The organism is Pararhodobacter zhoushanensis, from assembly GCF_003990445.1.
GTDB lineage: Bacteria > Pseudomonadota > Alphaproteobacteria > Rhodobacterales > Rhodobacteraceae > Pararhodobacter > Pararhodobacter zhoushanensis.
In genome coordinates, this window is record NZ_REEZ01000001.1 from 877,343 (window position 1) to 891,010 (window position 13,668).

General features: G+C 65.8%; 15 protein-coding genes and 1 other RNA gene. 6 read left to right on the top strand and 10 right to left on the bottom strand.

All coding sequences use genetic code 11. The features are described from left to right. Positions 1 to 26 precede the first annotated feature (26 nt). Positions 27 to 539 (top strand): DUF2239 family protein, encoded by a 513-nt coding sequence (locus EAE28_RS04275; RefSeq protein ID WP_127104564.1) that lies wholly within the window; start codon positions 27 to 29, stop codon positions 537 to 539. Here the strand turns inward: EAE28_RS04275 and EAE28_RS04280 are convergent. Both EAE28_RS04280 and mgtE read right to left on the bottom strand, forming a co-directional pair. Then, positions 536 to 1,090 (bottom strand): 5-formyltetrahydrofolate cyclo-ligase, encoded by a 555-nt coding sequence (locus tag EAE28_RS04280; RefSeq protein ID WP_246022263.1) that lies wholly within the window; start codon positions 1,088 to 1,090, stop codon positions 536 to 538. The genes EAE28_RS04275 and EAE28_RS04280 overlap by 4 nt on opposite strands. Continuing rightward, positions 1,087 to 2,517 carry a magnesium transporter gene (gene mgtE, locus EAE28_RS04285; RefSeq protein WP_127104565.1) on the bottom strand — a complete coding sequence of 477 codons (1,431 nt, stop codon included), beginning with the start codon at positions 2,515 to 2,517 and terminating at the stop codon, positions 1,087 to 1,089. The genes EAE28_RS04280 and mgtE overlap by 4 nt, the downstream gene beginning before the upstream one ends. 114 nt (positions 2,518 to 2,631) lie before the next feature. On the opposite strand from mgtE, the gene guaD reads away from it, so the two are divergent. After that, positions 2,632 to 3,927, top strand: a complete 1,296-nt coding sequence (gene guaD, locus EAE28_RS04290) for a guanine deaminase (RefSeq protein ID WP_127104566.1) — start codon at positions 2,632 to 2,634, stop codon at positions 3,925 to 3,927. Positions 3,928 to 4,020: 93 nt separating this feature from the next. Here guaD and hisN read toward each other — a convergent pair whose 3' ends face one another. Together hisN and EAE28_RS04300 are read right to left on the bottom strand one after the other, a co-directional pair. Beyond that, a complete protein-coding gene (hisN, locus tag EAE28_RS04295; protein WP_127104567.1) occupies positions 4,021 to 4,824 on the bottom strand; it encodes a histidinol-phosphatase in 804 nt (267 codons plus the stop codon). Positions 4,825 to 4,914: 90 nt separating this feature from the next. Beyond that, entirely contained in the window at positions 4,915 to 5,277 is a 363-nt protein-coding gene (locus EAE28_RS04300) for a helix-turn-helix domain-containing protein (protein WP_127104568.1), read from the bottom strand. A gap of 465 nt (positions 5,278 to 5,742) precedes the next feature. Here EAE28_RS04300 and EAE28_RS04305 point away from each other — a divergent pair, with 465 nt between their 5' ends. Then, positions 5,743 to 6,708 carry an NADPH:quinone oxidoreductase family protein gene (locus EAE28_RS04305; protein WP_127104569.1) on the top strand — a complete coding sequence of 322 codons (966 nt, stop codon included), beginning with the start codon at positions 5,743 to 5,745 and terminating at the stop codon, positions 6,706 to 6,708. A 3-nt stretch (positions 6,709 to 6,711) separates the two neighbouring features. On the opposite strand, the gene EAE28_RS04310 is transcribed toward EAE28_RS04305, so the two are convergent. Further along, positions 6,712 to 7,596, bottom strand: a complete 885-nt coding sequence (locus tag EAE28_RS04310; protein ID WP_127104570.1) for a LysR family transcriptional regulator — start codon at positions 7,594 to 7,596, stop codon at positions 6,712 to 6,714. A 156-nt stretch (positions 7,597 to 7,752) separates the two neighbouring features. On the opposite strand from EAE28_RS04310, the gene EAE28_RS04315 reads away from it, so the two are divergent. Continuing rightward, entirely contained in the window at positions 7,753 to 7,977 is a 225-nt protein-coding gene (locus tag EAE28_RS04315) for a DUF1127 domain-containing protein (protein WP_127104571.1), read from the top strand. 129 nt (positions 7,978 to 8,106) lie between these two features. After that, positions 8,107 to 8,910, top strand: a complete 804-nt coding sequence (locus EAE28_RS04320; protein WP_127104572.1) for a Bax inhibitor-1/YccA family protein — start codon at positions 8,107 to 8,109, stop codon at positions 8,908 to 8,910. 52 nt (positions 8,911 to 8,962) lie between these two features. Here EAE28_RS04320 and EAE28_RS04325 read toward each other — a convergent pair whose 3' ends face one another. Together EAE28_RS04325 and EAE28_RS04330 are read right to left on the bottom strand one after the other, a co-directional pair. Next, positions 8,963 to 9,445: a methylated-DNA--[protein]-cysteine S-methyltransferase gene (locus EAE28_RS04325; protein ID WP_127104573.1), complete on the bottom strand. Its 483-nt coding sequence runs from the start codon at positions 9,443 to 9,445 to the stop codon at positions 8,963 to 8,965. Next, positions 9,442 to 10,002: a bifunctional transcriptional activator/DNA repair enzyme AdaA gene (locus tag EAE28_RS04330; protein WP_127104574.1), complete on the bottom strand. Its 561-nt coding sequence runs from the start codon at positions 10,000 to 10,002 to the stop codon at positions 9,442 to 9,444. The genes EAE28_RS04325 and EAE28_RS04330 overlap by 4 nt, the downstream gene beginning before the upstream one ends. Positions 10,003 to 10,128: 126 nt before the next feature. Between EAE28_RS04330 and EAE28_RS04335 the strand changes: the two genes are divergently transcribed. Continuing rightward, a complete protein-coding gene (locus EAE28_RS04335) occupies positions 10,129 to 11,046 on the top strand; it encodes a DMT family transporter (protein WP_246022264.1) in 918 nt (305 codons plus the stop codon). Positions 11,047 to 11,117: 71 nt separating this feature from the next. Here the strand turns inward: EAE28_RS04335 and rpmG are convergent, their stop codons facing one another. From rpmG to rnpB, 3 genes are all read right to left on the bottom strand, one after another. Beyond that, complete coding sequence (rpmG, locus tag EAE28_RS04340) at positions 11,118 to 11,285, bottom strand: 50S ribosomal protein L33 (protein WP_127104575.1); 168 nt, start codon at positions 11,283 to 11,285, stop codon at positions 11,118 to 11,120. 110 nt (positions 11,286 to 11,395) lie between these two features. Then, positions 11,396 to 12,925, bottom strand: a complete 1,530-nt coding sequence (locus EAE28_RS04345) for an undecaprenyl-phosphate glucose phosphotransferase (RefSeq protein ID WP_127104576.1) — start codon at positions 12,923 to 12,925, stop codon at positions 11,396 to 11,398. A 150-nt stretch (positions 12,926 to 13,075) separates the two neighbouring features. Continuing rightward, positions 13,076 to 13,511, bottom strand: an RNA gene (gene rnpB, locus EAE28_RS04350) — RNase P RNA component class A. Positions 13,512 to 13,668 lie beyond the last annotated feature (157 nt).

Consider the following 13,668-nt stretch of genomic DNA (forward strand, 5'->3'; position numbering starts at 1 on the left):
GTGCCGTGTTGGTGTTTGTACGTCCCATGACCCATGTTACAGCCTTTCGCGGCCCCGACCGTATCGCCCATGGCCCGCTCGCGCAGGTCGCCCCCGTCGCTTTGGCGCAGGGCGCGCTGGAGGGTGCCGTGCAGGTGCTCGACGATGCGTCAGGCCGGATCGTGGATCTGGACCCGCGCGACTGGGACGGCACCCCGCCTACCCCGCGCCGGGGACGGCCCAGGCTGGGGGTGATCCCGCGCGAGGTAACGCTGTTGCAGGCCGACTGGGACTGGCTGGCGACGCAGCGCGGCGGGGCTTCGGCCACGCTACGGCGGCTGGTGGCGGCGGCGCGCAAGGCCGAGGGCGGCGCGGCCCAGCGCCGCGATGCCATTTACCGCGCGATGCAGGTGCTGGGCGGCGACCGGCCGGGATTTGAAGAGGCGACACGCGCGCTTTATGCCGGGGATGCGGCGGGCGTGGCGGCACAAATTGCCGGATGGCCTGAAGACCTGCGCACCTATGTGCTGGAACGGATCAGCGCCGCCGGGCTGGGTTAGAACCGCCGCAGCCCGCCTTCGGTGACGATCCCGTCGAGCGGCTGGTCGTAGGCGTCAATCGGCACGTCGTAAGCTTCTTGCGCGTCAAAGGCAAAGCCCAGCGCGGTGACCGGCCCCGCGGCGCGCAGCCTGGCCAGCGTGCGGTCATAGAACCCGCCGCCATAGCCCAGCCGGTAGCCGCGTTTGTCAAAGGCGAGCATGGGCACGATCAGCACGCGCGGCGTCACCGCTATGCCCTCGGCGGGCACTTTCGCGCCGAAAGGCCCGTCCACCAGAGCGGTTTCCGGCGTCCACAGGTGGAAGTTCAGCGGCTGGCCCGCGCCGGGAATGACCGGCACGCAGACCGGACCGGGCAGCGAGGCCATCACCGGGACCGGGTCAATCTCGGTGCGGATCGGCAGATAGCCCGAGACCGTCACGGCACCGAACTCGGCCAGCGCCGCGCGCAGATGCGCTTGCGCGGCGGCATCCAGCCCCGTGCCAAACACCGCCTTGCGCGCGGCGAAGGCGCGTTTGCGCGCCTCGGTTTTGCTCAGATCGACGCTGTTCACACCAGCACCAGCGTGGCCAGCCCAAGGAACGAGAAGAAGCCGACCACATCCGTCATCGTGGTGACAAAGGTGCCCGATGCCAGCGCCGGGTCCAGCTTGAGGCGGCTCAGCACCAGCGGCACCAACACCCCGGCCAGCGCCGCGACCACCAGATTGATCACCATCGCCGCCGCGATCACGACACCCAGCCAGATGTCGCGTCCATAGAGCGCCCAGGCGATGCCGCCCATGATCACAGCAAAGGCCAGCCCGTTGAAAAGACCGACAAAGATCTCACGCCGCACGACCCGCCCCGCGTTCGAGGGCGTCAGGTCCCGCGTTGCCAGCGCCCGCACGGCCACGGTCAGCGACTGCGTGCCCGCGTTGCCGCCCATCGAGGCCACGATCGGCATCAGCGCGGCCAGCGCCACGATCAGGGCGATCGTGCTCTCGAACATGCCGATCACCCCGGCGGCGATATTGGCCGACACAAGGTTCACTGCCAGCCACGGAAAGCGCTGGCGCAGCGTGTCCCAGACACCGTCCGACAGGCTGGATTCGTCGCCGACGCCGGCCATGCGCAGCATGTCCTCTTCGTGCTCTTCATCGAGCACGATCATCGCATCGTCGATGGTGATCGCACCGACCAGCCGACCCGAGCCGTCAACCACCGGCGTGCTGATCAAGTGGTACTTGTTGAACATCAACGCCACCTCGCTCTGCTCTTCGGTGGCGATGACGGCGCGGAAACTGTCCTCGGTGATCGCGGCCATCAACACGTCGCGTTTGGCCGCCAGCACCCGGCCCAGCGTCGCATAGCCGGTCGGGCGGTGGCGTTCATCCACCAGAATGACGTGGTAGAACTGGTCGGGCAACCATTCGGCCGAGCGCAGATGGTCGATGGTCTGCCCCACGGTCCAGTCCTGCGGCACGGCCACGGTCTCGGACTGCATGAGACGCCCCGCCGAGCCCTCAGGCCAGGCCAGCGAGCTTTCGACGGCAGCCCGGTCGTCGCTTTCCAGCGCGCCCAGAATGAAGGCCTGATCGTGGTCCTCCATGTCCTCGATGATGTCGACGACGTCATCGGTATCGAGCTCGCGCACGGCTTCGGCCAGCGCCTGCCGGGGCAGCGCGTCCATGACCTCTTCGCGCACGCCTTCTTCGAGCTCCGACAGCACGTCGCCGTCGATGCCTTCTGGATACAGCGTCACCAGCGCCTGACGCTGGCCGGCGCTGATCTGTTCCAGCATGTCGGAAATATCGGCCGGGTGCATCGGTTCGAGCGCGGCGGCAATCGCCTCGGCATCGCCCGCCTCGACGGCCTCGAGCACGGTATCGAACCGCTCCGAACTCAGGCTCTCCTCCTCGGACCGCGGATCCTGGGGCAGCGGGATGCCGGGCTCCGGGGTCTGGCGTGCGTTTTCGTCGTCGCGGTCAAACTCGGTCATCGCGCCCTCCCGGATTTTCTCTGTGAGCGCCCGGTGCCGAATCGCCCCGTGCCTCTGGTTGTTATGCGCAAACAGTCTTGCGATAAAGACTTGTCCGATCTGTGAAAGCCCCCCATGCCCGACCTGCTCCTTGGCCAGACCCTCACCTTTACCGATGACCCGTTTCTGAGCGGCCCCGACGCCGCGCAGCATGAGCGCAACGGTGCGGTGCTGATCGACGGCGGCCGCATTCAGGCGGTCGGCCCGGCGGAGGTGTTGCGCGCGCAGCATCCACAGGCGACGATCCACGACTATGGCAGCGCGCTGATTTCACCGGGGTTTATCGACGCCCACGCGCATTACCCACAGACCGGCATCATCGCCAGCTGGGGCAAGCGGCTGATTGACTGGCTCGACACCTATACCTTCCCCGAAGAATCGCGCTTTGGCGATCCTGCCTATGCGGCCACGGCCGCCGAGACCTGCCTTGACCTGATGCTGGCGCAGGGCACGACGACCGTGTGCAGCTTTTGTACCATCCATCCTGAAAGCGTCGACGCGCTGTTTGCCGCCGCGCAGGCACGCGGCATGCGGGTGCTGGGCGGCAAGACATGCATGGACCGCAACGCGCCCGACACGCTGCGCGACACGGCGCAGGCGGCCTATGACCAGTCCAAAACCCTGCTGAACCGCTGGCACGGGGTCGACCGGCTGTCCTATGTGATCACCCCCCGCTTCGCGCCCACCTCGACGCCCGATCAGCTGGCGGCGCTGGGGGCGCTCTGGGCCGAGCATCCGTCGGCGCTGATGCAGACGCATCTGAGCGAACAGCATGAGGAAATCGCCTGGGTCGGCGATCTTTTCCCGCAGGCGCGCGACTATCTCGACGTGTACGAAAGCTTCGGACTTCTGGGCCGGAATGCTCTCTTTGGCCATGCGATTCACCTGACAGCACGCGAACGCGCCCGCCTGCGTGAGGTCGGCGCGGCGCTGGTGCATTGTCCGACCTCGAACGCCTTTATTGGCTCGGGCCTGTTCGACATGGCGGGTCTCAAGGCTGAGGGACAGCGCGTCGGGCTTGCCACCGACATCGGCGGCGGTTCCAGCTTTTCGATGCTGCGCACGATGGCGGCGGCCTATGAGATCGGCCAGCTTGGCGGCACCGCCCTGCACCCGGCGCAGCTGTGGTGGCTGGCAACGGCGGGCTCGGCTCAGGCGCTGGGACTGGGTGACACCATCGGCACGCTGAGGCCGGGGTTCGAGGCGGATCTGGCGATCATCAACCTCGCCTCAACCCCCGCCATCGCCCAACGCGCCGCGCGCGCCGAAAGCTTCTGGGAGGCGCTCTTTCCCACCCTCATGATGGGCGACGACCGGGCGATCACCGCCACCTGGGTGGCCGGCAAACCGACCCGCCCCTCTTTGCTCTGAAAATATCCCGGGGGGCGGGCCGGAACGGCCCGGTGGGGGGCAGCGCCCCCCGCGCGCGCCGAGCGGGGGCTCAATGCCCCCCGAGGCGCGCCGCTACCCGTTGAGCAGCGCCAAAGCCTCGGCATGCACCGCCGCATTCGCGGCCGCGATGATCTGTCCGCCCTGATGCGCCGGGCCGCCCTGCCAGTTTGTCACCACGCCGCCCGCCGCCTGAACCACGGCAATCGGCGCCATCACGTCATAAGGGTGCAGTCCCGCCTCGATCACCAGATCGATCTGGCCCGAGGCGATCAGCGCATAGGCGTAGCAATCGGTGCCATAGCGCGTCAGGCGCGCCTTGGCCGAAACGCGGCGGAAGGCGGCGCCCTCGTCCTCGGTCCCGACTTCTGGGAAGGTGGTGAACACGATGGCCTCGCTCAGCGGACGCGGGGCGCGGGCGCGCAGCGTGCGGCGGCCCATCGGCCCCTCGACGATGGCTTCGCCCTGCCCGCCCCAGAAGCGTTCACCGATATAGGGTTGGTCGATGATGCCCAGCAGCGGCCCTTCGTCATCGGCCAGCCCGATCAGCACGCCCCAGGTGGGCGTGCCCGACAGAAAGCCACGCGTGCCGTCGATGGGGTCCAGCACCCAGGTCAGCCCCGAGGTGCCCGGCGTCGCCGCCTGTTCTTCGCCCAGCACGGCATCTTGCGGGCGCAGTTCGGCCAGCACCGCGCGCATCGCCTCTTCGCTGGCGCGGTCGGCGGCGGTTACCGGGTCAAACCCGGCGGCGTCCTTGTTGTCCGCCTCGAGTCCGGTCGCGCGGAAATGCGCCAGAACGGCGGGGCGTGCCGCATCGGCAAGCGCATGCGCTGTGCGCCACAGTTCGGCGCGGGCGGGGGGGGAAAGCGGGGTGCGCATATCGGCGTCTCCTGGACCGGGGGCAGGCTCGCCCTGTTTAGGAGCGCCACAAGCGCCGGGCAAGGCCTGCCCGGCGCTTATGATCAACGATCAGGCCGCTTCGGACAGAACGCGCGCCAGATCGAACAGGCGTTTGCGCTGCGCCTCGGGGATCGCGTAATAGGCGCGGATCAGTTCCATCGCCTCTTTGTTGGCCAGCAGATCCGCTTCGACCGCCGGCGCATCCGCGCCGTCACCCGACAGGCCTTCGAAGAAGAAGCCAATCGGCACGGCCAGCGTACGGGCGATATCCCAAAGACGCGAGGCACTGACACGGTTCATGCCGGTCTCGTACTTCTGGATCTGTTGGAACTTGATGCCAACGGAATCGGCCAATTGCTGTTGGGTCATTCCCACCATCCAGCGACGATGGCGAATGCGTTTGCCGACATGCACGTCCACAGGGTGCTTCACGTCTTCACTCCTCTTGTCATTCCGGGAGTCTGGCGGAAGATCCCGCCGTTCACCCAAGTCATCACCAGAGCCAGAAGCAATATTCGTGCCAACGTTCGACATAGGATCCATTTTTCTTCATTCACCACCGTTTAATTCCGAAAACAGGGGTTCCTGAACGCCGCGTGAGGGGCGTCGCGAGCGTTTCGCGTTCCGGATGTGCCGCACGCCCCCCAAGCGCGCATCGATTGCTGTCACGACAAGCCTGCGTTGCAACGCATGCTCCCATTGCGATGTAAGCACCCTCAGCGCTTTCCATCAAGACGTGTTTTGCAATCTGCAATGCAAAACGCATCAACCAAAACGTGTATTCTCGTTTTGCAAAACGCAATTTCAGAGTTTCGCCGTTAGGTTCCGCTTGTTCTGGCGCAACCCTGCCCCCACTCTGCCCTCTCAAATCGTCCCTGAAATTCGCCGGAGTTCCCGATGCGCGCCTATGTCCTGGCCTCGACTGATACCCCCCCTGCCCTGACCGATCTGCCGATTCCCCAACCCGCTGCTGGCGAGATCCGGCTGCGGATCCGGGCCTGCGGATTGAATTTTGCCGATCTGCTGATGGCCAAGGGCACCTATCAGGAAACGCCGCCGACTCCTTTCGTCATGGGAATGGAAGTCGCGGGCACCGTCGATGCGCTGGGCGAGGGTGTCACCGGCTTCACCATCGGCCAGCGCGTCGCGGGTTTCGCGGGCAAGGGCGGGCTGGCCGAGTACGGTTGCTTCCCGGTTGAGCGCTGCCTGCCCCTGCCCGACAGCATGCCCTTCGATCAGGCGGCGGGCTTCATGGTGGCCTATGGCACCTCGCATGTCGCGCTGGTGCACCGCGCCCGGCTGATGGCGGGTGAGACGCTGCTGGTTCTGGGCGCGGCCGGTGGCGTCGGGCTGACGGCGGTGGAAATCGGCGCGAAGCTGGGGGCAAAGGTCGTGGCCGTGGCGCGCGGCCCTGAGAAGCTCAAGGTGGCCGAGGCCGCAGGCGCAACAGTGTTGATCGACAGCGAAGGCGCCGATCTGAAAGCCGCGTTCAAGGCGTTGGGCGGCGTCGATGTGGTTTATGACGCGGTGGGCGAACCGGCGGCATCGGCCGCGCTGCGCGCCTTGCGGCCGCAAGGGCGTTATGTGGTGATCGGTTTTGCCGGGGGCGGCGTCCCCCAGTTCCCGGCCAACATCCTGCTGGTCAAGAATATCGACGTGATCGGCCTCTATTGGGGCGGCTATTCGGTCTTTGCGCCGAACGTCATCACCCAATCTCTGGCCGATCTGATCGCGATGTATGCCAAGGGCGATCTGCACCCGCATGTCAGCCACGCCCTGCCGCTGGAGCGCACGGCCGAGGCGATGGAGCTGATGCGCACCCGCGCCTCGACCGGCAAAGTCGTGGTGACGATGGACGACTGAGGGTTATTCCGCCGCCAGCCCCATCGAAGCCCGCCCGTCACTGTCCCACGCCTTGCGCAGCAGGTCGGCAAGGGCAGTGACGCCGGGCTTGGGGCTGCCGGGGCGGACATAGAGGTTAACCAGATGGCTGCTCAGCTCGGGCAACGCGCCGCCATGGGCGATTCGCTCGGCATGGGGCGGCTCGGTTCCGGCAAGCAGCGCATGCACCGCCATGTCGCAGCTGACGGCGGCATCCAGTGTGCGGTCGCTCTCTGATTCGACCGCCGCTTCCCATGGCACCCCTGCGCGGTCGAGCGCCGCGACAATGCCGGGCCGGAACACACAGTAGCGCCCCAGCGCCAGCCGCAGCGGGCGCTGGCGCCACGCCAGCCCGCCCGGCGCGCCGATCCAGATCAGCGGCAGGCGGGTCAGCGTCTCGCCGCCCGGCTCGCAATGGCTCTCGGTCGTCAGGATCAGGTCGCAATCGCCTTTGCTGAAAGCCTCTTTGGCTTTGCGCGTGTTGCGGGCCTGCAGTTGCACCTGCATGCGCGGGTACATCGTCTGAAAGTGCCGCAGAACCTGCGGAATATGTGGGTAAACAATGTCATGCGGGACGATGATGACGATCTCGCCCTCGAAATCCGTATCGGTCAGACGTTCGACCGCCTCATCGTTCAGCGCCAGAATGCGCCGCGCATAGGCGAGCAGCTGATCCCCGGTCGCGGTCAGCGCGACGCCCCGGCCCGTGCGGTCCAGCAGCGTGACATCGAGCGACTCTTCCAGCCGCTTGATCTGCATCGACACCGCCGATTGCGTCAGGTTGAGCACATGTGCCGCCCGGGTGACGCCGCCGAAATCGGCAATGGCGGCAAGGGCGCGCAGGGCGGAGAGATCGAGGTTTCGGCGCATATCACAATCCCTGATGACATCCATAAGAAACATTCGTTTACATCATACGCCGAAACTCCGTAACAGATCAACATCGGTGATGCGAAAGCATGCACTCATAGCGAACCCGTTAACCAGCGCCCTTTGCGGCCCGATCCCCTACCGAGGAGAGCGATCATGACCACGACCACGCCCACCGTCTGCAACACCACGCCTCTCGTTCGTGGCAAGGGCCTGCGTCCGTTCCTGCGCGCGCTACTCAACGCCCCGGCGCTGGCCCGCCAGCGCCGCATGCTGGCCGAGCTGGACGAGGCGCGCCTGTCCGACATCGGACTGACGCCGGAACAGGCCCGGATCGAGGCAGAACGCCCGTTTTGGGACGGCCCGACCTACTGGCGCTGAAACCGGCGCAGATCTGGCGTCTATGTGACCAGCAACGTCTTGAACTGACGGGCCAGAATACCGATATTGGACGCAATCGCAGGGCACTTTGCAGGCCCTGCGGCTCAACTTGTTCCATCGGAGGGTTTCATGGCCAACTACCAGACGGCAAACACGTCGACCACCGGCGCATTGGGCGCACGGATCGACGCGGGCCTGCGCGCCCATATGAACAAAGTCTACGGCACGATGTCCGTGGGCATGCTGATCACCGCACTGGGCGCCTGGGCCATCGCGGGTCTGGCAGTCACGGGTGACATGAACGCTGCGGCCACCAATGCCGATGGCCTCGTCATGGCGGTGCGTGACGGTGAATTCCTCACCTCGTTCGGGGCGCTGATTTACACGACGCCGCTGCGCTATGTCGTGATGTTCGCGCCGCTCGCCTTCATCTTCTTCGGGTTCAGCACGCTGATGACCCGCGCGTCGGCAGCCGCCGTCCAGGTCGGCTTCTTCGCTTTCGCCGCGATGATCGGCGTCTCGCTCAGCTCGATCTTTCTGGTCTACACCGATTTCTCCATCGTCCAGACCTTCCTGGTAACCGCGATCGCCTTCGCCGGTCTCAGCCTCTATGGCTATACCACCAAGCGCGATCTGTCGGGCATGGGTACGTTCCTGGTGATGGGCGTGATCGGCCTGCTGGTTGCCATGGTCATCAACATCTTCCTGCAATCGCCGGCGATGATGTTCGCGATCTCGGGGATCGGTGTGCTGCTGTTCGCAGGCCTGACCGCCTATGACACCCAGTCGATCAAATCGACCTATGTCGCCCACGCCGCGCAGGGTGATCAGGAGTGGATGGACAAAGCCGCGATCTCGGGCGCGCTGAGCCTCTATCTGGACTTCCTGAACATGTTCCAGTTCCTGCTCTACTTCATGGGCAACCGCGAATAATCAGGCCCCTTGGCCTGAAACCCAAGGGCCGGTCGCAAGACCGGCCCTTTTGCTATGCCAGAACGCCCTCGAGCCGCAGCAAGTAGTCCTTGACCGGCAACCCGCCGCCGAAGCCGGTCAGCGACCCGTTGACCCCGATCACCCGGTGGCAGGGCAGGATGATCGGGATCGGGTTGTTGCCGTTTGCCGCACCCACCGCCCGGCTGGCCTTGGGCCGCCCCAGCAACGCGGCGATCTGGCCATAGGTACGCGTCTCACCACGGGGGATGGTTGCGAGGTAGTGCCAGACTGAGGTCTGAAAGGCGGTGCCGGACAGGTGCAGGGGCAAGTCGAAGCGATTGAGTTCACCAGCGAAATAAGCGGCGAGCTGTTCTTTGACCGCGCGGAACGGCGCGTCGGCAGGTCTCCAGTCCGGGCGCGGGCCGAAGGATTTGTGACCGCTCGGAAAGCTGAGGAAGTGCAGCGCCTTATCGGTCCCCGCAACGAGCAGGTCGCCGACCGGGCTGGAGATATGGGTATAGCTGAGCGCGCTCATCCCTTGGGCCTGCGGATCGACGAGGGCGGGCGGCCATAAAGCTTGAGGAACACCGCATTGAAGCGCCGGACGCTGCCGAACCCTGCCTTGAAGGCGATCTCGCTGATCGGCAGCGTGGTGTCGCTCAGCAGCCGTTTGGCCCGCCCGATGCGCAGCGTCTGCGCCGTTTGCAGCGGTGAGGCGCCGATGTGGTCGGCAAACAGGCGCGACAGATGCCGGGTGCCGATGCCCAGCCGGTCGGCCAGCGCCTCGACACTGCCGGTATCCAGCGCACCCGCCTCGATCAGCGTCAGCGCCCGCTCGACCGTGGTCTGCGTGCCCTTCCACGCCGCGCAGAAGGGTGCGGTCTCGGGCCGGCAGCGCAGGCAGGGGCGATAGCCCGCCTGCTCGGCAGCGGCAGCGCTGGGGTAATAGCTGACGTTCTTGCTGAGCGGGTGTTTCACCGGGCAAACCGGACGGCAGTAGATCCCGGTGGTGCGCACGGCGGTGAAGAACACGCCATCAAACGCGGGATCGCGCCGGAGGCGGGCTTGGTTGCAAGTGTCGAAATCGAGCATGACCCGAGACTAGGACCGAATGCCGCACAAGGCGAGATCGCGCGGATGATGAGGTCCGAAAAGGACCAGTCGCGGGGCGCGGAACGCGCTAGGTGTCGGGCGGATCAACACAACGCGGGACGCATCATGCGCATGACATTTCAGGACTGGGCGCTGCTCTTTACGCTGTCGTTCTTGTGGGGCGGCAGCTTTTTCTTTGCCGCCATCGCCGTGCAGGCCCTGCCCCCGCTGACCATCGTCGCGCTGCGCACCGGCATCGCCGCGCTGGCGCTGAGCGCGGTCCTGCGGCTGCGGGGCGAGCGCTGGCCGTTTGCGCGGGGCGCGATACTGGCGTTCTTCATCCTGGGGCTGCTGAACAACCTGCTGCCGTTCAGCCTGCTGTTCTGGGCACAGACGATGATCCCCAGCGGCCTTGCCTCGATCCTCAGCGCGACGACGCCGATCTTTTCGATCACCGTCGCGCATTTCCTGCTGGCGGATGAGCGTATGGCACCGAACAAGGCGGTCGGCATCCTGTTCGGGTTCCTCGGCGTGGTGGTGCTGCTGGGTGGCGATCTGCTGGGCGGGGCGAGCATCGCCATGCTGGGCATGCTCGCCTGTCTGGGCGCGGCGCTAAGCTACGGGTTTGCCGGGGTCTACGGCCGCAGGTTCAAGGCCCTGCGGCTGACGGCGACGCAGGTGGCCTTTGGCCAGCTGGTCGCGACCACGCTGATGGCGCTGCCGCTGGTGGGCCTGATCGACCGGCCCTGGACGCTGCCCGCCCCCGGCCTGCCGGTGATCGCGGCGGTGCTGGCGCTGGCGATCCTGTCCACGGCGCTGGCCTATGTGATCTTCTTCCGCATCCTCGCCTCGGCCGGGGCGGTGAATGCCGCGCTGGTGACGCTGCTGGTCCCCGTCAGCGCGATCCTGCTGGGCACGCTGGTTCTGGGCGAAGCATTAGCGGGGCGGCATTATCTGGGCATGGCGCTGATCGCCGCCGGGTTGCTGGCGATCGACGGGCGGGTCATAGATCGCCTGCTCGGAACGGCGGCCAAGCCGAAATGAGGCGCCCGGCAGAAATGGAAAAAGCCACCCCAAAGGGTGGCTCAAATCCGGTGGACCGGGGTCGGCAGATCTTACTTGATCTTGCCTTCCTTGTATTCCACGTGCTGACGCAACACCGGGTCAAATTTCCGGATGGTCATCTTTTCGGTCATCGTCCGGGCGTTTTTCTTGGTCACGTAGAAGTGGCCAGTCCCCGCCGTCGAATTCAGACGGATCTTGATCGTCGTCGGCTTCGCCATGGGTTATCTCCTGCGCACGGCGGCCAGAAGGGCAGCCTGTATATTCCTATGAAGCCCGCCTTTTACGCATACCACGGGCAGAGTCAACGCCCCTTTCGGGCTTCTTCCGCTCAATAGGCATTTTTCGTGGTAACAAGGCTCCAGGGCGTCAAAAGCGCGATCTTGAAGTCCAGCCGCAGCGACCAGTGCTCGATGTAATAGAGGTCATGCTCGATACGCGCGCGGATCTTTTCAGGCGAGTTCATCTCACCGCGCCAGCCGTTGATCTGGGCCCAGCCGGTCACGCCCGGCTTGACCTTGTGGCGCGCCGAATAGGCCTCGGTGATCTGGTCATAGACGATATCGCCGGTGCGCGCGGTCAACGCATGCGGGCGCGGTCCGACCAGTGACAGATCGCCTTTGATCACGTTGATGAACTGCGGCAGCTCGTCGATCGAGGTCCGGCGGATGAACCGCCCCACCCGTGTCACCCGCGCATCGCCCCGGCGCACGGCCTTGACGGCGGTCGGATCGCATTGATCGACATACATCGAGCGGAACTTGAGCACCTCGATCGGCTTGTTGTTGTAGCCGTGCCGCTTTTGCCGGAACAGCGCGGGTCCGGGCGATTCCAGCCGCACAGCCAACGCCACCAGCAGCAAGAGCGGCGAGAAAGCGACCAGCAGAATCGACGCGAACACCACGTCAAACACCCGTTTGCGGAAGGCAGCGAAGCCATCAATCGGGCGCTTGTAGATCTCGATCAGCCGAAAGGGGCCGATATGTGAGCGCCGTTTACGGCTGAACTCGGGGATCTCGGTGCCTTCGGTGACGCGAATATCCACCGGCAAGACGAAGAGCCGGGCCAGCAGCTCGCGGATCCGCTCTTGCGAGGCCCCCCGAATCGCGATGATCACCGTGTCGATCTTGGCAAGCCGGGCGAATTCCACCAGATCGTCGATGTCCCCGGCCTTGTGGTACCCGGCGACCATGGACGGAGAACGCGGGCCGCCACGCTCATCGAAAAAGCCGCACATCCGCCGGCCCTTGCCATGCTCGCTGACGATCTCCCGCAAGAGCGGCTCCAGATCTTCGCCACCGCCGACCAGCACGATGCGATGCTCCAGCCGCCCGGTCTGCACCAGCACCGCGATCCGCACCGACAGAGCGATGCGCGAGGCCAGCATGGCGACCGCCGCGATCAGCACCCACAGGCCGACCCAACCAAAGGCCACGCGGTTCACCAGATCGACGGACAGCAAGAGCAGGCACACCGCCCCCATACCGATGATCAGAGACACACCACCGACCACAACGCTGCGCCACAGGCTGCGCATCAGGCGAAAGCCGTAGCCCCCCGACAGCCTTGCGGCCAGCACCACGCACAGCGCCCCCATCCAGATTGCCCCGGCGCGGTCGGTTCCCTCAAGTATCACCTCGCCAACCAGCCTGTGGCTGATCATCCCGGCCACGGCCACACTCAACAGATCCAGCGCAAACTGCGCGTAGCCCAGCACCGCCGGGCGAATCGAGGGCCGGCTCAACCGCTGCGCCGCCGCCATCGCCTGACCTCCCAGCAGCCGGGAGCGCGCGCCGCCGGTCCAGGGACGGCGGCGGTGGTTCTCGGAAAACAGGCGTTTGCGCGCAAGACTCTCAGGCATAAAAGGCCCACCACCTCCGTCGCGGACACACGCGCCGGGCCACCCGGCGCGTTCCGCAGATATCAACACGTCGGACCCGCGCGATCCGGCGGGCCCTTCTTCGAGCCAGACGCTAGCGGCGCGATGAGGCGCAAATGTGGCGATTTGAAAGTGCGCGGATGGCCTGTAAGCCGGATTTTGTACCGGGGTTGCCCCCGGCGACGACCATTCCTCTGCCCCATCCGTTACCGGAGGGGTCAAGCTGCCAACCCGGGCCTCTGGGCTGAGACGTCCCTGCGGCGATATCGGTCCCGATCCGAAGACCGGGTCGATCATGCCCGCGCGAGGCCCCTATTCGGCATTGCTCCTGGTGGGGCTTGCCTTGCCGGTCCGGTTGCCCGTCCCGCGGTGGGCTCTTACCCCACCGTTTCACCCTTACCCACGTCTGCCGCGCCAAAAGCGAACCTCTGGTTCGGCGGGCGGGGGCGGTCTGTTCTCTGTGGCGCTTTCCCTCGGGTTGCCCCGGCCGGGCGTTACCCGGCACCGTTGTCTCATGGAGTCCGGACTTTCCTCGGATCGCAAGACCCGCGGCCGTCCAGCCATCCGCACCCGCTTCTCCTACGCGCGCGCTTGCCAACCGTCAACGCCCGTTGCGTAGCCGGGCAAGGGGGGCCTTCAGCCCCCCTCTTTGGCTTACGCCAAATTCACCCCCCGAGGATATTTGAGGCATAAAGTTGCAGGGTTAACGAAGGGTTAAGCCCCAA